Source organism: Prescottella equi, assembly GCF_002094305.1.
Lineage (GTDB): Bacteria > Actinomycetota > Actinomycetes > Mycobacteriales > Mycobacteriaceae > Prescottella > Prescottella equi.
Genome location: NZ_LWTX01000002.1, coordinates 665,549 through 688,411, shown reverse-complemented (window position 1 = coordinate 688,411; position 22,863 = coordinate 665,549). Strand labels below are relative to the sequence as shown.

Below are 22,863 nucleotides of genomic sequence, written 5' to 3'. Positions count from 1 at the left end.
CCGGGCCTTTCGAAGATGCCGGGGTCAGACGAGCAGTCGCGCCCGCAGGGTGTCGATGGTCTGCTGATCGACGCCCAGCCCCGTTCGCACGTAGTTGTCGACCCCACCGTACAACCGGTCGACCTGAGCGAATGCGGCGTCCAGCCACGACTTCTCGACGGCGTCGGCGCGGCCCAGGTACGTGTTGCTGGCCAGGAAGTCGTGGTACACCGTGGCCTTCGGGACACCGAGCAGGCTGAGCAACACGGCGGTGCCCCAGCCGGTGCGGTCCTTGCCCGCGCTGCAGTGGAACACCGTGGCGCCGTCGGCGTTGCCGGCGATCGCGGTCAGCAGGTCGCGGAAAGCGACGTCGGCGCCGCGGTAGGTGACCATGAACGGGTAGCCGATGGACTGGCCGATGTCCGAGGAGCCGGTCACCGCCGCGTCGATCAGCGCACGTCCCAGCGTGAGTGGCACGAACTCGTGGAACGCGATGCCGTGTTCGAACGAGACGACGTCCGCCACCTGGTAGCGGACGCCCTCGGGAAGCCGGTCCGGGTCGTCCCTGCGCTCCCACATGTTCCGCAGGTCGACGTCGAGGGTGACGTTCGCGGCGGTGAGCTTCGCGAGGTCGGCGTCGGTGAGGGAGCTGAGCTTGTTGGCGCGGTAGACCAGCCCGGAGCGGACGGTCCTGCCGTCGGACGTCTCGTAGCCGCCGATGTCGCGGAAGTTCTTCGCGCCCTCGAGTCGAATCGCGGTGGGGGTGACGGGATCGGCGGACGCGAGCGGGGCGGTGACGGCTGGTGCGACGAGCGCCAGCAGGCCGATGAGAAGCAGCAGGAAGCGGTTGAACGCGGTGCGTGTGGATCTCATGGGCCCTCGTCGGTGCTGGTCGTGCGAACGGCCCGGTGCCGCCGCGGATTCGCTGGGAGGCTAGCTGCTCTCGGCCCGTTCTGTCCGCGGAACGGGCGAGTCCCGCCGTCAGCCGGAGTGGCGGGCGATGATCGTTCCACCACAGCGCGATTCGGCAGCACTCCGGACGCCGACTCGCGACCCCCCGCTCGGGTGTGCCTGATTTGCGATGTTCATTCCCTCTTCACCGGAAGGACCGCTCGCGCGCACCGTCTCGTGCCCGCGCCGACCTAGCTTGATTGGTCCAGACCAATTGGAGATCTGGTTCCGGTGACCCGGCCGACGACAAGGACATCCCGTGAGACGCACAACTCTTGTGATTGCTGCAGCGACCGCAGCGCTCGCCGCAACCGGCACAGCGCAGGCCGACCCCGTGTGGGGTAGCGCCGGAAGCCTCGGAAGCGAGTGGGGCAGCTCCGTCGGAGACAACGACACGGTGCCCGCCGCGCCGGGCGTCAGCGTTCCCGGTGGACGCTACGAACACCCCGTCGAGTTGAAGTTCGACACCGAGCGAGGAGTAACGGTCCGCTACACGCTGGACGGCACGACGCCGACCGCGGAGAGCCCGGCCTACGTCCCGGGACGCGCGCTCCGGATCGAGTCGGACACCAACGTGAGCGCGGTGGCGTTCCGCGGTGAGAAGGCCAGTGCGCCGGTCTCGTTCGGGTACCTGATCCGCACGTCCGAGAAGCCGATCGCGCAGGTGGTCGTCATGTCGGACGTCCACGTCGGCGGCTACGAGAACAACACCGAGAAGTACAGGAGCTTCTTCGACACCATCGGATCGATCTTCCCGAAGCCCGACGCGATCCTGTCCAACGGCGACATGATCAACGACAACTGGGACGGCAAGGGCGCGGACCACAAGATCGTCTCGCGGATCTTCCAGGAGAACCTCGAGCGCAAGGGCATGACCGACACCCAGGTCCTGATGTCGTACGGCAACCACGACGCGTACCTGGACGACGTCCGGGCCGGATATCCACGGGAATGGTTCCCGGACACGGGCGGCGGCTACTACGAATCGAATGTCAACGGTGTGCCCGTCTTCACCGTGAACACCGAGACCTACAACGGTGACACCGCTCAGCGCGACTGGCTGAAGGGCCGGCTGGCGGAACTCACCGCCGATCCGGCGAACGTCGCCAAACCCATTCTCGTGCAGGGGCATCGCCCCGCGAGCGGCACCACGATGGACGGTCAGCAGGCATCCAATCCCCGGCTGGCCGAGGACCTGAAGGCCTATCCGCAGGCCATCCTGTTCTCCGGGCACTCGCATCTCAACAACAACGACGACCGGTCGATCCATCAGCGCGACTTCACGTCGGTGAACGACGGCTCGATGTCGTACATCGAGATCGACCACGGATACCAGATGATCACCGAGTCGGGCCTGGCGAACCGCTTCGAATCACCTACCGCACAGGCGTTGTTCGTCGACGTCTACAAGGACCGTACCGAGATCGGCCGCATCAACATGGCCGCCGACAAGCACGACATCTACACCGGTGGGCAGTGGTCGGCGAATTGGCAGCCCCCGTACGCGAGTGCGGGCACCCTGAGCGGCTCGAGCTGGACGGTCGAGCTGAAGGGGTCGACCAGCGAGCAGATCAAGGACAACTTCCGGTACACCTCGGCGGCCCGGAACACGGTGGCGCCGGAGTTCGCGACGTCGACGCCGCTGTCGCTGGTGACGAGCGAGGACGGCGCGACGGCGGTCCGGATCGCTCAGGCGCGGGACGGCCAGATGGTCCACCACTATCGGGTCGACATCACCGACACGACGACCGGTGTCAAGGTCGTGGCGTCGAAGGTGTTGTCGGACTTCTACTTCATGCCGCGGCCGAACAGTCTCGACATCCCCGTTCCGGACGCGGCGGCGGGTACCACGTACGAAGCGAAGGTCGTTGCGGTGGACGCCTACGGCAACGCCTCACCCGAGGTGACGGCCACGTTCACGCGCTGATCGGGCGGGCGGGGGTGGAGGGCGATGTGTCCGCCATCCCCGCCACAGGATCTGAGCACCCGCACCCCTGTTGCAGGACAGCGGTGATCACTCGGTGAGGCCGAAATACCATTCCAGGAAGGAACTGAAGTCTGCCCACTGCGGCAACAGCTTCCCTTCCTGGAAGTCTCGCCACTCGGCGCCCAACCCGAGGCGCAGTACCTCTTCGCTGTTCTTGTTGTAGAAGAAGCCGTACTCGCCCTGGAAGTTGTCGAGGGGCAGATACTCGGAGGGCAGCTTCAGCGCATCGTGTGTCCTGGCCACGCTCGCCGAGTAGTCGTTGCTGTTCACCAGGAACCAGCAGATTTGGTAGATCTCTCGGTTCCTGCCGATGAAAGTCGGTCCGTCTTCAGCGTGCAGATAGAACTGCCCGAATTGCGACGACTCGTCCACACCGAGCGTCGAAAGTGCGTTCCTGTAGTCGTCCGTCGCGTCGTCGAACCACCAGCCTTTACGGGCGAGGTGATCGACCAACAGGGCCGAGAGCACTTTGTCCTCCTTGTGCGCCGTCGCAGCGGTTTGGTGAGTTTCGCGACGCCGTCCGTACTTGCTGCGCCGCGGTGAACGGTCCGCACGTACGTGGGGACCTGAACGCGAGATCGAGAATGCCCGACAACCGCCCTTCTCAGCGATCGGTGGACAGGACGTCGCGAGTGATCTCGAGTTGCCCGAGGTGCTGTGACAACTCGCGCACGATATGCAACAGCATCCATGTGGCGCTGGCTGTTCGGGCGGTGTCGCCGCGGGTGGTGCCGGCGGGCGTCCGGTCGCGGACGCCTTCGGTCAAGGCGATCGCCACGTGCTGGGGCAGCTCGTTGCGGATGCGCGTGAGTTCGGCGCACAGTTGCTGCGGATCGCCGTGCGCGCGGAACTCACTGTCGCGGCCACGGGGGATGCGTAGTCCGGCAATCAGCGAGCCGCCCCAGTAGTCGGCCATGCCGACGCAGTGGGCGCCGATCGCGTACGGGCTGTTGGCGCCGGGCAGGTCCGGGACGCGGTTGGCCTGCTCGGCGGTCATGTCCGAGAGGATCGCCTGTATAGCTGCCAGGGACTCGTCCGCGACGGACACCACGGCTTGATACGTATCGGAGTCGTGATGGCGTGTCATGGAGGGCAGGGTAGGGGAGCCGACGACGGATTTCGCGCGGAGGCGTTCCGCCGGGCTCAGCGCCCCAGGTACCCGCCGCCGTGCGGGAAGAATTCCTGGCCCGACATCTCGGTGCCGTCGTCGAGGCGGACGCGCTCGATCACCAGGCCCTTGTTCGTCCCGGTGCGGGCGTCGGGTCCGGCGACGATCACCATGCCGTCGCCCTCGTGGATGAAGACGCGGCCCGGGGTGCCCCCGTAATTGCCCTGGGACACCGACGACTTCAGTACCCGGATCCGCTGACCCTTGAACGTGGTGAACGCGTTGGGGTACGGGTCGGACTGCGCGCGCACGAGGCGTTCGATGGCGTCGGCCGGCCACGTCCAGTCGATGCGGCTGTCCTCGTCGGAGCGCTTGTGGAAGAACGTGGCCTGCGTGCGGTCCTGGGGCGTCCAGTCGGTGCGGCCGGACTCGATGAGGGCAAGGGCGTCGAGGGTGATCGGGCCGATCATGTCGACGGTGCGGTGGAACAGGTCGGTGACGGTGTCCTTCGGTCCGACCGGCGTCGAACGCTGCAGGACGATGTCGCCGGCGTCCAACTCTTCGTCCGTGAGGTGCGCGGTGAGACCCACCTCCTCCTCGCCGTTGATGAGCGCCCAGATCAGCGGCGAGAAGCCGGTGTACTTGGGCAGCAGCGAGTCGTGGATGTTGAGGGTGCCGTAGCGCGGGGCGTCGAACACGTCGCGTGGCAGCCACGTGCGCCAGTTGTTGGCGACGATGATGTCGGGCCGGGCGGCCTTCAGAGCGGCCTTGAAGTCCTCGTCGGGCTTGTTCGCGATGTGCACCGGCACGCCGTGCTCGGTGGCGAGGTCGGCGACGGAGTCGGCCCACATCTTCTCGTAGGCGTGATCGCTCTTGGGGTGGGTGATCGCGAGGACCACCTCGTGATCCGAGTCGAGAACGGCCTGCAGGGTACGGTGGCCCCAGGTTTGGTAGCCCAGCGTGGCGACTCTCAACGCGATCCTCCGGGACGAGTTGGTCAGGTTCAGCCGCCGGTCGCGACGACCCAGGAGTTTTAGGTTACCCAACCCTATTTGCTGCAGTTCCACCGCCGTGAGGAAGGCTGACATGCCCACCGCCACCATCAACGGGATCCCCCTGAACTACCAGGTCAAGGGTGACGGCGATCTGGTCGTCCTGATCATGGGTACGGGAAGTCCCGGTCGGGTGTGGGACCTGCATCAGGTGCCCGCGCTGGTGGCGGCCGGCTACCGGGTGTGCACGTTCGACAACCGCGGCATCGCGCCGTCGGGGGAGAGCGTCGACGGGATCACCATCGAAGCGATGGTGGCCGACACCGCGGGGCTGATCGAACTGCTCGGCGGCCCGGCGCACGTCGTCGGTACGTCGCTCGGGGCGCGCGTCGCACAGGAACTCGCGCTCGCGCGACCCGACCTGGTCCGCAAGGCCGTATTCCTCGCCGGACATGCCCGGATGGACCAGTTCCAGCGCACCCTCAACGAGGGGGAGCGCGAACTCGAGGCCGCGGGCATCGAGTTGCCGGCCAAGTACCGCGCCGCGGTCACCGCGGTCATGAACCTCTCCCCGGCGACGCTGGCCGACCAGCACGCCGCCCGCGACTGGCTCGACGTGTTCGAGTTCTCCGGCGGCAAGACGTCGGCGGGCGTTCGGGCGCAGCTCGCGATGGATCGCGAGTTCGATCGGGCGCAGGCCTACCGCGCGATCGCCCGTCCGTGCCTGTCCGTCGGGTTCGCCGACGACCGGATGATCCCGGCCTACCTGTCGAAAGAGGTCGCCGACGCGATCCCCGGCGCCGTCTACCAGGAGATTCCCGACACCGGGCACTACGGCTACCTCGAGCGCCCCGAGGCCGTGAACAAGGTGGTCCTCGACTTCCTCGCCGACTGAGGTGACCGGGTGACGGCGGACGGGCGAGTTAGCCTATCCTAAGGGACGCACGATGCGTCCGACTCGCGCGGTCGCGCCACGACGGACGATCGGATTTGTATGTCTGCGGATCACCTGCCGGCTGCCCCCATGCTCGACGACGCCGTCGCCGGGCTGCCCGTCACCGCCGCGCAGTCCGAGATCCTCGTCGCGCAGCAGCTCGATCCGCAGAGCACCGTCTACAACCTCTCGCTCGTCGTGGAGGCCACCGGGCCGATCGACATCGAGCGGGCCACGGAGGCGATCCGCCGGACCGTCGAGCACGCCGAGGCACTGCACGTGCGGTTCCGGCTCGGCGAGGACCGGACGATCCGCCAGGTGCCGGCATCGAACGACGCCTGGCCGTTCGAGGTGGTCGACGTCCGCGACGCCGTCGATCCGGAGGCCGCGGCGCAGGACTGGATGGACCGGGATATCGCGACGGTTGTCGACATCACCGGCGACGACGCCCTGTTCGGACACGCGCTGATCCGTCTCGCCGACGACCACACGCTCTGGTACCAGCGCTACCACCACAGCATCATCGACGGCTTCGGCATCTCGCTGATCGTCGCCGACATGGTCGCCCGCTACGACGACCCGGACCTCGCGTCGACGGCCGGGGCGTGGGCGCTGCAGGACCTGATCGACGCCGACATCGACTACCGGGCCTCGGCGCGCTTCGAATCGGACCGGGACTACTGGCTCGCCGAGATCCTCGACGCCCCCGAGCCGCCGCAGATCTGCGCGGCCGGCGCCGACTCGTCCGCCGCCCCCGAATCCACGACGGTCACGATCGACGGCGAGATCGCCGACGCGATGTACGGGTTCGCGGCCGCGGCGGGTATCCGCCGCACCCGGTTGCCGATGGCGCTGATCCTCGCGTACCTGCACCGCATCTCGGGGCTGCGGGCGCTCACCGTCTCGGTCCCCATGGCGGCCCGCGTCGGCCGCGCGATGCGCCGCACACCGGGCATGGCGTCGACGATCCTGCCGGTGACGTTCCACGTGGATCCGGCGGCCACCGTGGGCGACCTGGCCCGCGCGATCGACGCACGACTGGTCGCCGCGCTGCGGCACGGCCGCTTCCGCGGCGAGGACCTCGCCCGCGAGGTGCGCGCGATCGACCCCGACCGTCGCGTGTTCGGGCCGGGCATCAACTCGATGATGTTCGAGCACGTCCTCGAATTCGACGGCAACCCCGCCCGCATCCGCGGCTCCGTCACCGGGCCGGTGCACGATCTCGACTTCTCGATCCAGGGCGGCGAGGACGGCGAACCGATCCGGATCGACCTGCGTGCCCCGGCCGGGCAGCGCGGGGAGCTGCTGCGCCACGAGGAACGGTTGGCGCACTTCGTGTCCCAGTTCCTGCGTAACCCCATGTCCACCGTCGGCGAACTCGAGCCGATGACCGACGAGGAGCGCCGCCGCGTGCTGCTCGACTGGAACGACACCGCCGAGCCGCAGCCGTCGCACACCGTTCCGGAGCTGTTCGCCGACGCCGTCCGGCTCGACCCGGACGCCGAGGCTCTCGTGGCCGGAGACCTGCGGTTGACCTACCGGGAGCTGGCGGAGCGGGTCGCGCAGCTGGCGCACCACCTCCGCGACCGTAGACTCGCCCCGGAAGAGGTTGTCGCGGTGGGCCTTCCCCGCTCGGCGGAGATGGTGGTCGGACTCCTCGCGGTGTTGTGCGCCGGCGGCGCATTCGTTCCGCTGGATCCGTCGTGGCCGCAGGAGCGCCGCGAGTCCGTCCTCGTCGACGCCGGGGCCCGGCTGGTGCTCACCGGACCGGGCGGTGTGGACGCCGGAACCGACGCGGTGCACGTCGATCTCGCCGCATGGGCGCACGGCGAGCAGCCGTCCGACCTGCCGGAGGACACCTTCGACGGTCGCAGGCTCGCCTACGTGATCTTCACGTCCGGCTCCACCGGCCGGCCGAAGGGTGCGATGATCCGCCACGAGGCGATCTGCGCCCGGCTGCTGTGGCAGCGCGAGCGGGTGCTCGGTTTCGGAACCGACGACGCATCGCTGTTCAAGGCGCCGCTGTCGTTCGACATCTCCGTCAACGAGGTCCTGCTGCCGCTGGTCTCGGGCGGCCGGCTGATCGTCACCGAGCCCGGTGGCGAGCGCGACCCGCAGTATCTGCTCGATCTCATCGCCCGCGAACGGGTCACGTTCGTGTACCTGGTGTCGTCGATGCTCGACGTCCTGCTCGACCTCGCCCGGGGCACCGATCGACTGTCCGGGCTGCGGCACGTGTGGTGCGGCGGTGAGGTGCTCACCCCGGACCTGTTCGAGCGGTTCCGACGTCAGCTGTCGACGACGCTGTACCACGGTTACGGCCCCGCCGAGGCGACGATCGGGGTCTCGCACGTGATCTACCGCGACGCCGCCGCCCGCATCGCGACATCGATCGGTACGCCCAACCCCAACACCCAGCTGTACGTGCTGGATTCGCAGCTGCGTCCGGTGCCGGAAGGCATCGGTGGTGAGCTGTACGCGGGTGGCTACCTGCTGGGTCGTGGCTACGCGGGCGCACCCGGACTCACCGCGTCACGCTTCGTCGCGAACCCGTTCGGCGACGACGGTTCCCGCCTCTACCGCACCGGCGACCTGGCGCGCTGGAGCGCGGACGGCAGCCTCGACTTCCTCGGCCGCGCCGACAACCAGGTCAAGATCCGAGGCATGCGCCTCGAGCTCGAGGACGTCGAGGCGGCGCTCGCGGTCAACCCCTCCGTGCGGCACACCGCGGTGCTGGTCCGGAAGACCCCGGCGGGCGCCAACTATCTTGCGGCGTACGTGGTTCCGGACGGTGACGGTGGCCTCGACGCCGACAGCCTGCGGGCGTGGGCCTCGGACAAGCTCCCCGAGTACATGGTGCCGTCGACGTTCGTCGTCCTGGGAGCCTTCCCCCTCACCGCGAACGGCAAGCTCGACCGCCGTGCACTGCCGGAGCCCGACCTCACCGCGGCGAGCGAGCACGTCGCGCCGCGCACCGAACTCGAGGAGACCCTCTCGGACCTGATGGCCGGCGTCCTCGGTCTCGAACGGGTGGGTGTCACCGACGACTTCTTCGCGCTCGGCGGCGACAGCATCGTCGCGATCGCCCTCGTCAATCAGGCACGGCGCGAAGGCTTCTCAATCAGCGCGCGCGACGTCTTCCAGCTGCGCACCGCGGCCGCGCTCGCCGCGGCCCTCGACGGTCGGGTCACCGATGCCGTCGACACGAGCGACGTGGCGACGGGTGTCGTCGAACCGACTCCCGTCGTCGCCCGTGTCTGCCCCGCGGGCACCGACGTGCGGACCTTCCACCAGTGGGTGCTGCTGCAGACGCCGACCGGCCTCGACGAGGTCACCGCGACCGCGGCTCTGCAGGCGGTCGTCGATCGTCACGACGCGCTGCGCGCCCGTTGGGACCGCTCCGGAGGAACGCTCACGGTCCCCGAGTCAGGGGCGCAGCCGACGATCCTCGTGACCGACGTCGACGGCGACCTCGACGTCGCGGTCGCCGCCGACCGGCAGGCCGTCGCCGACCTGCTCGATCCCGAGGCCGGAATCATGTTGCAGGCCGCGCTGTTCCGGCGTGCGGGCGAGCCGGGGCGCCTGCTGCTGGTGGGCCATCACCTCGTCGTGGATGCGGTGTCCTGGCGAATCGTCGTCGAGGACTTCGCGCGGGCCGCGACCGCGCTCCTCGCCGGCGAACCCGTCGATCTGCCGGCGGTCGGTACCTCGCTGCGCCGCTGGGCGGAATTGCAGGGCGAACGCGCTCGCGCCGGTGCGTTCGACGACGAACTGGGCCACTGGCGCGCGGCCACTGCTCCCGGCGCACTCGAGATCGGCGCGCGCCCGGTCGATCCCGCCGTCGACACGTGGGCCACCGCGGAATCGATGACCGTCGAGACGGGCGGAGACGTCGCTGCGGCATTGCTCGCCGACGTCCCGGGCGCCTACCACGCGGGCGTCGCCGACGTCCTGGTCGCCGCACTGACGCTCGCGCTGCGCCGCTGGCGCGGTGGTGCCGCGGAGGTACTGGTCGACCTCGAGGGGCACGGCCGCGAGGAGCACCTGGTCCGCACCCCCGGCACCGCGCTCGACATCTCCCGCACCGTCGGCTGGTTCACCACCGTGTACCCGGTGCGCCTGGACGTCCCGGACGGTTCGGTGCCCTCGGCGCTCAAGTCGGTCAAGGAACAGCTGCGCCGGGTCCCGAACCACGGATTCGGGTACGGCGCCCTGCGCTACCTGAGCGCGGCCGGCGCGGAGCTCGCTTCCGGCAGCGCCGCTCCGGTGCTGTTCAACTACCTCGGCCGTGTCGCCGCTGGCGCCGGCATCGACTGGCTGCCCACCGCGACCGGCGGGTCGAGTGATCCTGCCATGCCGCTCGACCACGCCCTCACCGTCGACGTGCTCGCCGCCGACACTTCCGACGGGCCCACGCTGCGCACCACGCTCACGTGGGCCGGGCGAGTGCTCTCCGCCGCCGAGGCCGACGCGTTCGCGCGGTACTGGGATGCCGCACTGCGCGATCTCGCGGCGGCCGCGCCGGACGGCGGGCACACCCCGTCCGACTTCCCGCTGGTGCCGCTGGCGCAGAGCGACATCGATCGGCTCGCCGCGACCGCGCCGACGATGTCGGACGTCCTGCCGACCACGCCGCTGCAGGACGGCATCTACTTCCACAGCGTCTACGAACGCGACGGTGCATCGCCCACCGAGCCGGACCCGTACGTCGTGCAGCAGGTGGTGGAACTGAGCGGCGAGGTCGACGCCGTCGCGCTGCACCGCGCGCTGCAGGGCGTCGTCGACCGGCACGACGTGTTGCGGGCCGCGCTGCGCCCGCTGTCCGACGGCCGGGTGGTGCAGGTGATCGCGTCCCGCGCCGACGTCCCGATGACGGTGCTGGACCTCTCGACCGATCCGGACCCGACGTCCACGGTGGACCGGATGCTGGCCGAGGACCGGCTGCGCGGCTTCGATTTCGAACGCCCGCCGCTGGTGCGCTACACCCTCGTCCGCGTGGCGCCGGCGAAGTTCCTGCTGCTGCAGTCCATCCACCACGTCGTCGCCGACGGCTGGTCCGTTCCGGTGATGCTGCGCGAGCTGCTGGCGCTGTACAGCCCGGCTGGGGAACCGCTCGCGCTGCCCGCACCGGCCGCGTATCGGAACTACCTGAGCTGGTTGGCGTCCCGCGACCGTGGGGCATCCATCGACGTGTGGCAGCGGGCGCTCGCGGGGTCGGGCGAGCCGCCCGCCCTGCCCGGCGTCCCCGCCGCGGGAGAGCGCGGCGTGCGCAGCAAGGTCGTCGCGCTCCCGGCGACGGAGACGAGCGAACTGAACCGGCTCGGCCGCGAGCGCGGTCTCACCGCCAGCACCCTGGTGCACGGTGCTTGGGGCCTGCTGCTCGCGCGGCTCACCGGCCGGCGCGACGTACTGTTCGGCTCCACGGTGTCGGGTCGCGGTGGCGACCTGCCCGGCATCGAATCGATGGTGGGCCTGTTCATCAACACCGTGCCGGTGCGTCTGCGACTCGATCCGGACGAGGCGACCGTGGACGTGCTCGTGCGCTGGCAGTCGGAGCAGTCGGCGCTCCTCGAACACCAGTACGTGGGGCTCGGCGAGTTGCGCCGGGTCACCGGGCTGCAGGAGCTGTTCCAGACCCTCGTCGTGGTGGAGAACTACCCGATCGGCGACACCGCGATCACCGATCCGTCGGGCACCTTGTCGCTCACCGGTATTCGGTTCGACGAGCACCCGCCGTACCCGCTGACGCTGATCGCGGTCCCGGGCGACGAACTGCGCCTCGAGGTGAAGTACGACGCGGCGAGAGTGTCCGACGCGACCGTCGCGCAGATGGCCGACGGCATGCTCACGATCCTCGCCGGTCTTCCGGCGACGGTGGACGGGCCGGTTGCGGCGATCGAACTCGCCCACATCCCCGAGCGCGTCGACGTCGTCGACACGGTCGACTTCCCGGCGACCACCGTGACCGCGCTGCTCGAAGACCAGGCCGCCCGCACGCCGGACGCGACCGCGGTGGTTTTCGAGGGGCGCAGTCTGTCCTACGCGCAGCTGCACGACCTCGCGAACCGGCTGGCGCACGTCCTCGTCGACCGCGGCGTCCGACCCGAGACGAAGGTGGCCGTCGCGCTGCCGCGTTCGATCGAACTGATGGTCGCGCTGCTCGCGATCGGCAAGGCGGGTGGTGCCTACGTCCCGCTCGACACCGGCTACCCGGCCGAGCGCCTGTCCTACATGCTCGAGGATTCGGACCCGGTGTGCGTGCTGACGTCCGCCGATGTCGCAGCCGTCTTGCCGGACAACGGAATCGAACGCATCCTCGTCGACGACCTGGACCTGGACGGATGCCCGGCCGATCCCGTGTCCGTCGGCCTGCACCCGCAGCATCCGCTGTACGTCATCTACACGTCCGGGTCGACGGGGCGTCCGAAGGGCGTCGTCGTCCCGCACTCCGGCGTCGTGAACCGCCTGCTGTGGATGCAGGAGTTCCGGCCGATCCTGCCCACCGACCGGGTGCTGCAGAAGACGCCGTCGAGCTTCGACGTCTCGGTACCGGAGTTCTTCGGTCCGCTGCTCGCGGGTGCCACGCTGGTGCTGGCGCGGCCGGACGGACACCGCGATCCGCAGTATCTGGCGGAGTTGATCGTCGGCGAAGGGATCACGCGCGCCCACTTCGTGCCGTCGATGCTCGAACTGTTCCTCGACGAGCCGACGGCGAGCGCCTGCACGGGCCTGCGGGTGGTCGCGGCCAGCGGCGAGGCGCTGCCGTTGCCGGTCGCCCGACGCTTCGCCGATGTGCTGCCCGGTGCGGTGCTCGACAACCTCTACGGGCCCACCGAGGCCGCGGTCGAGGTCAGCTACGCCGCCGCGGTGCAGGCGCTGCCCGCGGACGCGGCGACGGTGCCGATCGGGCTGGCCGTCGCCAACACCGCGCTCTACGTGCTCGATCCGTACCTGCAGCCGGTCACCGATGGATCCGCGGGCGAGCTCTATCTCGCGGGCCCGCAGTTGGCCCGCGGCTACCTCGGCCGTCCGGGGACGAGCGCGGACCGCTTCGTCGCCGACCCGTTCGGGACGTCCGGCGCTCGCATGTATCGCACCGGCGACGTCGTGCGACGGAACACCGACGGCGCCGTCGAATACCTGGGCCGTGCCGACGACCAGGTGAAGCTGCGTGGATTCCGGATCGAGTTGGGCGAGATCGAGTCCCGGCTCGCCGAGCACCCCGACGTGGCCCGGGCGGCCGCTGTCGTGCGGGAGGACGTGCCCGGCCACCAGCAACTCGTCGGGTACCTCGTCGCAGCCCCCGGCGTGGACGTGGACGCCGTGCGCAGCTTCGCGGGGAAGACCCTGCCGGAGTTCATGGTTCCGACCGTCCTGGTGGTCGTCGAGGCGCTACCGCTGAGCCCCAGCGGCAAACTCGATCGCCGTGCGCTGCCGGCGCCGGCCGTCCCCGCCGGCACGGCGCCGACCGAGACCACCCCCGCGGCGGGGCGCGCCCCGGCGGTCGCCTCGCTGGTAGCCGAGGTGCTCGGCCGCGAGCAGGTGGGCGAGGACGACGACTTCTTCGCGCTCGGGGGCGACAGCATCCTCGCGATCCGGCTCGTCAACCTGGCTCGCCGCGAGGGCATCTCGATCACGCCCCGGCAGATCTTCGAGCAGCGGACGCCTCGTGCGCTCGCGCGGCTGATCGGTGACGTCGACGCGCCCGCGACCACCTCGGTCGCGGCACCGGTGGTCGCCGCGACCGGCGACCTGCTGCCGATGCCGGTGGTGCACCGCCTGTCGGAGTGGAGCGGCGGGACCGATCGCTTCAACCAGGCCGTGCTGCTCCACACCCCGGCCGAGATGACCACCGAGACCCTCACGGCCGCACTGCAGACCGTCCTCGACCATCACGACGGACTGCGCCAGCGGCTGACCCGGCACCTGCCGGGCGTGTGGTCGCTGCACATCGCCGAGCGCGGGTCCGTCGCGCCGTCGCTGCGCCGCGTCGACGTCGCCGGACTCGACGACGCCCGGCTGCGTGCGGTCATCGAGACCGAGTCGTCCGCCGCTGCGGACCGCCTGACCCCCGAGTCCGGCGCCATGGTCGAGGCCGTCTGGTTCGACGCGGGCGAGAACGTCCTCGGGCGGCTGCTGCTGGTCGCCCACCACCTCGTCGTCGACGGGGTGTCGTGGCGGGTGCTGCTCGAGGACCTGCCGATGGCGTGGGTCGCGGCGCAGGCCGGCGAAACCGCCGCGCTGGATCCCGTCGGTACGTCGCTGCGCGAGTACGCCGACCTGGTCACGGCGGAGGCGCAGCGGCCCGCCCGGCTGCGGGAACTCGACCACTGGGTCGAAACCATCGCTCCCGGCGGTGAACTGGTGCCGAACGCGCATGGTGATGCGACGATCGGGACGGGTGCGAGCCGGACCGTGCGACTGTCCGTCGCCGAGACCGAGGCGGTGCTCACCGCCGTGCCGGCCCTCGCACACGCCGACGTCACGGACGTCCTGGTGACCGCACTCCGGATCGCCGTCACCCGCTGGTTCACGACGCAGGGCCGAGCATCGGACCTGCTGATCGATCTCGAGCGGCACGGCCGCGAGGAACTCGCGGCGGGTGTCGACCTGTCCCGTACCGTCGGCTGGTTCACCAACATCACGCCGGTCCGACTGCCCGGCGGTACCGACGGCGTCGACGCGCTCAAGTCCGTCAAGGAGGCGCTGCGCGCGGCTCCGGACGGCGGCATCGGCTACGGCATGCTGCGCTACGCCAACGCCCGCACCGCGGGACTGCTCGCAGCGGGATCGCCCGCGCAGGTGCTGTTCAACTACCTCGGCCGGATGCCGGCGGGCCAGTCCGGACCGTGGACAGGCGTAACGGAAACCGATTCGCTGGCAACCGATCCCGACACCGATATGGGTGGCCCCTACCGGCTGCTCGTCAACGCGCTGTGCGAGGACACCCCGGACGGACCGGTACTGCGCACGGTGTTCGGCTGGTCCGAACCGGACCTGTCCGCAGACGATGCGCACGCGATCAGCGACGGATGGGTCGCCGCACTGCGCGAACTGGTGGCGTCCGCCGCACGGCACGACGGACGCGTCGCGCTCACCCCGTCCGACGTCCCGCTGGCACCTCTGACTCAGGCGGAACTCGACGTCGTGGTCGCGGCCGCGCCGGGCGAGATCGAGACCGTCTGGCCGCTGTCGCCGCTGCAGGAGGGCCTGTACTTCCAGGCCGGCATCTCCGACGGTGCCGACATCTACACCGCCCAGTTCTCGCTCGACTTCGACCGGCACCTGGACCTCGACCGACTGGCCGCGGCGATGCGCACACTGCAGCGTCGCAACCCGACGCTGCGGGCCGGATTCGTCAGCGCCGGACTGACCGCGCCGGTGCAGTTCGTCAGCGCCGGGCTCGACGTCCCGATCACCGAGGTCGATCTGACCGACCTCGACGAGGTCGCCCGCGAGGAGCGGGCCGCGCAGGTGATGCTCGACGATCGGCTAACTCCGTTCGACCTCACCGCCCCGCCGCTGTGGCGGGCGACGGTGCTGCGCCTCGGCGACAGCCGCGACCGGTTGGTGATCAACCGTCAGTTCCTGCTGTGGGACGGCTGGTCGAACGGCCTGGTCGTGAGCCAGTTGCTCGCGCTGTACGAGACCGGCGGTGACGACACCGGATTCGTCTCGCCGGACGGCGGATTCGACGACTACCTGTCCTGGCTGGCCGACCGCGACGGTGCCGCGGCCCGCACCGCGTGGCAGCGGACGCTCTCCGGTCTCGCCGAGCCGACGCTGCTGGCCCGGCGCACCGGTGCACCCGCCGGGTGGCCGGACCGCCGCGACGCGGTGCTCTCCCGGGACCTCGGTGAGCGGCTGCGCGCGCAGGCCGCCCGCACGGGCGTCACGTTCCACGCGATCCTCAACGGCGCGCTCGGGCTGGTCCTGGCCGGCGCGACCGGACGCAGCGACGTCGTGTTCGGCACCACCGTCGCCGGACGGCCGCCGGAGGTGCCGGGCATCGAGTCGGTGGTCGGCATGTTCCTCAACACCGTGCCCGTACGGATGTCGTTGCGGCCCAACGAGTCCGTCGCGGACCTGCTGCGCCGGACGCAGTCCGAGCGGCTCGAACTGATGCCGTACGACTACCTCGGCCTCGCCGCGATCCAGCGGACGAGCGAGCACCGCGAACTGTTCGACGTCCTGTACGTGCTGCAGAACTTCGTCGACGAGAACCAGGTCTCGGCGCTGCACTCCGCGCACGACATCAGCGGCGGCGACAGCATCGACCACACCCACTACCCGCTCACGGTCGTCGTCACGCCCGGCGCCGAGACGAAGGTGAAGTTCGAGTTCCACCCGGACAAGGTCACGGCGGCGGACGCCGAGCGGATGCTCGCGTCCTTCGTCGGACTGCTCGAGCGGTTCGCCGACGACGTCGACGTGCTCGTCGGCCGCACGAGCACCCTCACCGACGCCGACCGCGCGCTGCAGTCCTCCCGACTGGCCGAGACCGCGCATCCGCTTCCCGAGCGGACGATCGCGGACCTGTTCGCGGACACCGCGCAGCGGATCCCGGAGGCCACCGCGCTGGTGTTCGGCGACGACACCGTCAGCTATGCGGACCTCGACGCCAGGATCAACCGTCTGGCCCGAATCCTGCTCGCGCACGGCGCAGGACCCGAGCAGATCGTCGCGCTCGCGCTGCCGCGGTCGGTGGAGACCGTCGTAGCGCTGTTCGCGGTGCTGCGCACCGGGGCCGCGTACCTACCGCTCGAACTCGACCACCCCGTCGAGCGTCTGGTGGGGATGCTCGACGATGCCCGCCCGGTCACGATGCTGACGACGGCTGCCGTCGCCGAAACACTTTCGGCGGCAACCGTCGACACGATCGTCCTCGACGATCCGGCGGTCCCGCTCGACGGTGACGGCTCCGCGCTCACCGCGGCCGAGCTCGGACGATTCGCGCCCGGCACGCCCGGACGCCTCGACCACCCCGCGTACGTGATCTACACGTCCGGTTCCACCGGGCGCCCCAAGGGCGTCGTGACGCCGTACCGCGGCCTGACGAACATGCAGTTCAACCACCGCGAAGCGATCTTCGAGCCGGTGGTGCGGGCCGCGGGCGGGCGCACGCTGCGCATCGCGCACACCGTCTCGTTCGCGTTCGACATGTCGTGGGAGGAACTGCTGTGGCTCGTGGAGGGCCACGAGGTGCACATCTGCGACGAGGAACTGCGCCGCGACGCGCAGGCCCTGGTGGCGTACGGCGACGCCCACGAGATCGACGTCGTGAACGTGACGCCGACGTATGCGCGGCACCTGCTGGACGAAGGACTGCTCGACGGCGGACCCGGCCGGCACCGGCCCCCGCTGGTCCTGCTCGGCGGCGAGGCCGTCTCCGACCAGGTGTGGGACGCGTTGCGCGACACCGACGGGACCTGCGGCTACAACCTGTACGGGCCCACCGAGTACACGATCAACACGCTCGGCGGCGGCACGGCGGACAGCGTCACGCCCACTGTGGGGCAGCCGATCTGGAACACCGTCGCGCACATCCTCGACGGTTGGCTGCGTCCGGTCGCCGACGGAGTTCCCGGTGAGCTGTACATCTCCGGTGTGGGGCTCGCGCGCGGCTACCTCGACCGGTTCGGTCTCACCGCCGAGCGCTTCGTCGCGGACCCGATCGTGGGCGGCGGCGCGCGGATGTACCGGACGGGTGACCTCGTCCGGCGGGCACCGGACGGCAACATCGACTTCCTCGGCCGCACCGACGACCAGGTGAAGATCCGCGGCCACCGCGTCGAACTGGGCGAGGTGGAATCGGTTCTGGCCGCGCACGAGTCGGTGCGTCAGGCCGCGGTGATCGCGGACGCCGGACCGGGCGGGATCAAGCGCCTGGTCGCGTACGTGGTGGGCGCCGGCGCGCCCGTGAGCGCAGTTGGTAGCCAGGACCTCGCAAAGTACGCACGGGCAGTGCTGCCCGACTACATGGTGCCTGCCGCGGTCATCGCGGTCGACGAGCTGCCGATGACCGTCAACGGCAAGCTCGACGTGCGGGCGCTGCCGTCCGCCGAGTCGGTGCTCGGGCAGGGCAGCGGGGAGTCCCGGGAACCGCGCAACGCCCTCGAGGGGACGCTGTGTCGACTCTTCGCCGAGGTGCTGGAGCTGGAGGTCGATCTGGGGATCGACGACAACTTCTTCGACCTGGGCGGGCACTCGTTGCTCGCGACCCGACTCATCAGCCGGGCTCGGGCAGTGCTCGCCGCCGAACTGACGATGCGAGACCTGTTCGAGGCGCCCACCGTCGCGGAGCTCGCCGAGAGGGTCTCCGGGCGCGACCGGTCGACCCGGCCGGTGCTGGTGGCGGGGGAGCGGCCCGAACGGCTGCCCCTGTCGCCGGCGCAGCAGCGGCTGTGGGTGATCCAGCAGATCGAGAGGGACACCGCCGGTTCCTCGAGTGCCTACAACTTCCCGATCGTCCTGCGGCTGCGCGGCGACCTCGACCCGGAGGCGTTCACCGCGGCCCTCGCCGACGTCATCGCCCGCCACGAGGTGCTGCGCACGGTGTTCGGCGAACACGACGGCGAACCGGTCCAGCTGATCCTGGGCTCGGCACGGCCCGACGTCACCGTCGTCGACGCCGCAGCCGACGAGGTGCCCGCGCTCGTGGCCGCAGCGGTGGGACGCCCGTTCGACCTCGCCACCGAGATCCCCGTGCGGGCCACGGTGATCCGGGTCGGGGAGGGCGAGCAGGTGCTGGCGCTGGTGCTGCACCACATCGCGACCGACGAGTGGTCGGACCGGCCGCTGCTGCGCGACCTCATGGTGGCGTACGCAGCCCGCGTCCAGGGCGCGGCACCCGAGTGGGCGCCGCTGCCGGTGCAGTACGCGGACTTCACGCTGTGGCAGCGAGCGCTGCTCGGCGAGCCGTCCGACGCCGACTCCCTGATCACCCGCCAGCTGGACTACTGGCACGGCGTCCTCGAGGGCGCCCCGGAGGAACTGGCGCTCCCGGTCGACCGCACCAGGCCGGCGCGCCCCAGCTTCGCCGGTGGCGCAATCGAACTCGACCTCGACGTCGCGACGACCCGTGCGCTGCGGACGCTCGCCCGCGCGCACGGCGCCAGCATGTTCATGGTTCTGCACGCCGCGTCGGCGGCGCTGCTGCAGCGGCTCGGCGCCGGCGACGACCTGCCGCTCGGCGCGCCGGTGGCCGGGCGCACCGAACAGGGTCTCGACGACCTGATCGGCTTCTTCGTCAACACCGTCGTCCTGCGCACCGACGTCTCGGGCGATCCGACGTTCGCGGAGCTGCTGGCGCGGGTGAAGGCCCTGGACCTGGCGGCCTTCTCGCACGCCGACGTGCCGTTCGAGTCCGTCGTCGAACGGTTGAACCCAGCACGCTCCCTGGCCCGGAACCCGCTGTTCCAGGTGATGGTGGGCTACCACAGCCGCACCGCCGATCCGGTGCCGTCGCCCGACCTGACGTTGGCGCCGGTGGCGATCGAGGAGCGCACCGCCAAGTTCGACCTGGTGTTCAACTGGACCGAGTTCCTGGACGAGGACCGCGTGCAGTTGCGGCTCGAATACAGCGCTGACCTGTTCGACCGGGACACCGTCGACCGCATGGCCCGCCGCCAGGTGGCGGTGCTCGGCGCCGTCGCGGCCGACCCCGCGACCCGCGTCTCGGACGTCGACGTCTTCCTGGACGGCGAGCGTGAGGCGGTCCTTCGGGAATTCAACGACACGGCACGGCCGGTCGAGGAGTTGACGCTGCCGGAGGCGTTCGACCGGTGGGTGCAGGAGACTCCGGATGCCATCGCCGTCGCGGACTCCGGCGGTGAGGCCACGTTCGCCGAACTCGACAAGCGTTCGAGGAGTATCGCGGCCGTGCTCGCGACCCGGGGTGTCGGCGCGGAAAGCGTGGTGGGGCTGGCCGTTCCGCGCTCGATCGACATGGTGGCGTCGGTGCTCGGCGTGCTGCGTCTCGGGGCGGCGTACCTGCCGCTGGACCTGACGCACCCCGCCGACCGCATCTCGTACATGCTCGAGGACTCGGGTGCCCGGATCCTGCTGTCGACGGAAGCCGAATCGAAGCGTGTGGTGGCGGACGGCCTCGATCGCCTTCTGCTCGACGACCCGCGAGTGATCGCCGCTCTGTACGGTCGTGCTGCGGACGAGTTGCCCTCCCCGCCTGCGGGTCTCGATCACGCGGCGTACGTGATCTACACATCCGGTTCGACCGGCTGGCCCAAGGGCGCGGTACTGCCGCACGAGGGCATCATGAGCCTGGTTGCTACGGCCGAGGACCGGATGAAGCTGACCACCGGGTCGGTCGTCATGCAGTTCGCGTCCGTCGGCTTCGACGTCGCCGTTTTCGAGCTGTCGATGGCGCTGTGCACAGGTTCGACGCTGGTGATCATCCCGGAGCAGGCCCGCGTGGCCGGTCCGGAACTCACCGACTTCATGCACGAGCGGAAGGTGACGCACGCGATCCTGCCGCCGTCGCTGATGGCTGCGCTGCCCCCGGGATGCACCGTGCCGGAGGGCTGCACCGTCCTGGTCGGTACCGAGACGGTGCCGCCGGACCTCATCGGCCGCTGGGCCGAGCGGCTCAACCTGCTGGCGGCGTACGGGCTCACCGAGGCCACCGTCAACAACACCCTGTGGCAGGCGCAGCCCGGTTGGACGCAAGCGGTGCCGATCGGCATCCCCGACCCCAACGAGCAGGCCTTCGTGCTCGACGACCGGCTGCGCCCGGTGCCGCCCGGCATCGCGGGTGAGCTGTACATCGCCGGGCGGGGCCTGGCCCGCGGCTATCTGGGCCGACCCGACCTCACCGCGGGCCGGTTCGTCGCGAATCCGTTCGGGCCCGGTCGGATGTACCGCACCGGCGATCGGGCGCGGTGGCGCACCGACGGGAACCTCGATTTCCTCGGCCGCGTCGACGACCAGGTCAAGATCCGCGGTTTCCGCATCGAACTCGGCGAGATCATCGCCGCGCTCGCGAGCCATCCCGCGGTGAGCCAGGCCGCGGTGGTGGCCGACCGCGACGGCGAGATCACCCGACTCGTCGGCTACGTCTCGCCCGAGTTCGAGGACGACGGGGTCACAGCCGCGGTCGTGGATCCGTCCGAGGTCCGCGCGCACGCGGCACGGACGCTGCCGGACTACATGGTGCCGACGCTGGTCGTCGCGCTTCCCGGTGCGCTGCCGCTCACTCCCAACGGCAAGCTCGACCGCAAGGCGCTGCCGGCACCGGACTGGTCGACACTCGGCGGTGACGGAGTGCCCCGCGACGAGGTGGAAACCGAACTGTGCGAGGTGGTCTCGGAGGTTCTGCACCTGCCGTCCATCGGCATCCACGACGGGTTCTTCGACCTCGGCGGTCACTCGATGGCGGCGATGAAGCTCGTCGGCAGAGTCCGGAGCATGTTCGAGGTCGACATCACGATCCGCGACGTGTTCGACGCGCCGACGGTGGCCGAGCTGGCCGAGCTCGTCCGCAGCGGGGAGCGGTCGGCGCAACCGGGAATCGCGGTCACCGGCGAGACCGGACCGGTGCCGCTCGCGCCGTCGCAGCGGCTGCACTGGCAGCGGCACCGCTCGTCGCGGTCCCGGGCGCAGTCCGATCACGCGCTGGCGCTGCAGTTGCAGGAGCCGATCGACGCCGGACATCTCGCACTCGCCCTCGACGACGTCGTGGACCGGCATGTACCGCTGCGGACGGTGTTCGCGCCGGACGGTACCGAGGTGTACACATCGGACGGGCCACGTCCGGGTGTCGATGTCATCGACGTCGGTGACGACGATCTGCATCGCCGGGTGTTCGAGATCGCGCAGCTGCGGATCGATCTCACCGAGGAGGCTCCGCTGCGGGTGCACCTGGTGTCCGACGACTCGGGCACCCAGGTGCTGTTGCTGACGATGCACTACGTGGCCGTCGACGAATGGTCGGTGGTGCCGCTGCTCGGTGACCTGCTCACCGCGTACGTGGCTCGCGCGGGCGGGGCGGAACCGGAGTGGACGCCGCTCGCGGTGGAGTACCCCGACTACGTGCGCTGGCAGATCGCCCGGCTCGGTGACCCCGCCGATCCGGAGAGCCTGCACGCCCGTCAGCTCGACTACTGGCGGAACCGACTGGCGGACATGCCGCCCCGTCTGCACCTTCCGGCGTCGGCCGGCGTGCGCGAGGCGCGCCGTGAACTGGTCCCCATCGAGATCGACGCGGACCTGCACTCGGGCATCGACCGGATCGCCGCCCGCACCGGCACCAGCATGTTCATGGTGCTGCAGGCGGCGCTCGCGTCCGTGCTGACGAGAAGCGGTGCGGGCAAGGACATTCCGATCGGCTCGCTCGTCGCAGGTCGGTCGGAGGACGTGCTCGCGCCGATGATCGGGTGCTTCTTCAACGTCGTCGTGATGCGCACCGACACCAGTGGCGATCCGGGCTTCGACGAGTTGCTGGCGCGGATCCGGGAGTCGAACCTCGAGGCGCTCGAACATCAGGACGTGGGCTTCGCCGATGTCGCCGCGGAGATCGGGCTGCGTGCGGGCCGGCTGCCGCAGGTGCTGCTGGTGCATCATGAGCAGGCCCGGTTCGACGCGCTCGAGGGCGTGCTCGGCGGCTTCCTGCCGGTTCCGGTCGGCATGTCGACGGCGGAACTGACGCTGAGCTTCTACGAGCCGGTCGGCGACGGCCCGGTACACGCGTACTTCGAGTTCTCGACGGGGGTCCTCGACCAGGACGTCGTCGCGGGCTGGGCGCGGGAAGTGGTGGCGTTGGTGCGGTCCGCGCTGTGACGAGGCGCACGTGGCCGCGTCGGTTGGTAGAGTCCCGAAGAAGGTTAGCCTTTGCTATCTTCGGCAACGAAACACTGCGGGACCCGTTCCGGGTCGGTGCCACGAGGACGGACATGAG

7 protein-coding genes are annotated in these 22,863 nt (G+C 70.2%); 3 read left to right on the top strand and 4 right to left on the bottom strand.

Annotation, left to right across the window (positions count from 1 at the left end):
- Positions 1-24: 24 nt before the first annotated feature.
- Complete coding sequence (locus A6I89_RS08780) at positions 25-852, bottom strand: tyrosine-protein phosphatase (protein ID WP_013414895.1); 828 nt, start codon at positions 850-852, stop codon at positions 25-27.
- Positions 853-1,189: 337 nt separating this feature from the next.
- On the opposite strand from A6I89_RS08780, the gene A6I89_RS08775 reads away from it, so the two are divergent.
- Positions 1,190-2,857, top strand: coding sequence for a metallophosphoesterase (locus tag A6I89_RS08775; protein ID WP_172504558.1), 1,668 nt, complete (start codon positions 1,190-1,192; stop codon positions 2,855-2,857).
- Between the two features lie 87 nt (positions 2,858-2,944).
- Here A6I89_RS08775 and A6I89_RS08770 read toward each other — a convergent pair whose 3' ends face one another.
- The 3 genes from A6I89_RS08770 to A6I89_RS08760 form a co-directional block, all read right to left on the bottom strand.
- Positions 2,945-3,385, bottom strand: a complete 441-nt coding sequence (locus tag A6I89_RS08770; RefSeq protein WP_022594142.1) for a hypothetical protein — start codon at positions 3,383-3,385, stop codon at positions 2,945-2,947.
- A 136-nt stretch (positions 3,386-3,521) separates the two neighbouring features.
- A complete protein-coding gene (locus A6I89_RS08765) occupies positions 3,522-4,004 on the bottom strand; it encodes a DinB family protein (protein WP_044990494.1) in 483 nt (160 codons plus the stop codon).
- A 56-nt stretch (positions 4,005-4,060) separates the two neighbouring features.
- Positions 4,061-4,999 carry a methionyl-tRNA formyltransferase gene (locus A6I89_RS08760; protein WP_022594146.1) on the bottom strand — a complete coding sequence of 313 codons (939 nt, stop codon included), beginning with the start codon at positions 4,997-4,999 and terminating at the stop codon, positions 4,061-4,063.
- Between the two features lie 112 nt (positions 5,000-5,111).
- Here A6I89_RS08760 and A6I89_RS08755 point away from each other — a divergent pair, with 112 nt between their 5' ends.
- Complete coding sequence (locus A6I89_RS08755; RefSeq protein WP_005515495.1) at positions 5,112-5,912, top strand: alpha/beta fold hydrolase; 801 nt, start codon at positions 5,112-5,114, stop codon at positions 5,910-5,912.
- Between the two features lie 99 nt (positions 5,913-6,011).
- Complete coding sequence (locus A6I89_RS08750) at positions 6,012-22,745, top strand: non-ribosomal peptide synthetase (RefSeq protein WP_044990496.1); 16,734 nt, start codon at positions 6,012-6,014, stop codon at positions 22,743-22,745.
- Positions 22,746-22,863 lie beyond the last annotated feature (118 nt).

What these genes read in the sequence shown, in the direction of transcription:
- A6I89_RS08750 (WP_044990496.1), top strand. Translation starts at nt 6,012, where the DNA reads ATGTCTGCGGATCACCTGCCGGCTGCCCCCATGCTCGACGACGCCGTC.
- A6I89_RS08765 (WP_044990494.1), bottom strand. Translation starts at nt 4,004, where the DNA reads ATGACACGCCATCACGACTCCGATACGTATCAAGCCGTGGTGTCCGTC.
- A6I89_RS08755 (WP_005515495.1), top strand. Translation starts at nt 5,112, where the DNA reads ATGCCCACCGCCACCATCAACGGGATCCCCCTGAACTACCAGGTCAAG.
- A6I89_RS08780 (WP_013414895.1), bottom strand. Translation starts at nt 852, where the DNA reads ATGAGATCCACACGCACCGCGTTCAACCGCTTCCTGCTGCTTCTCATC.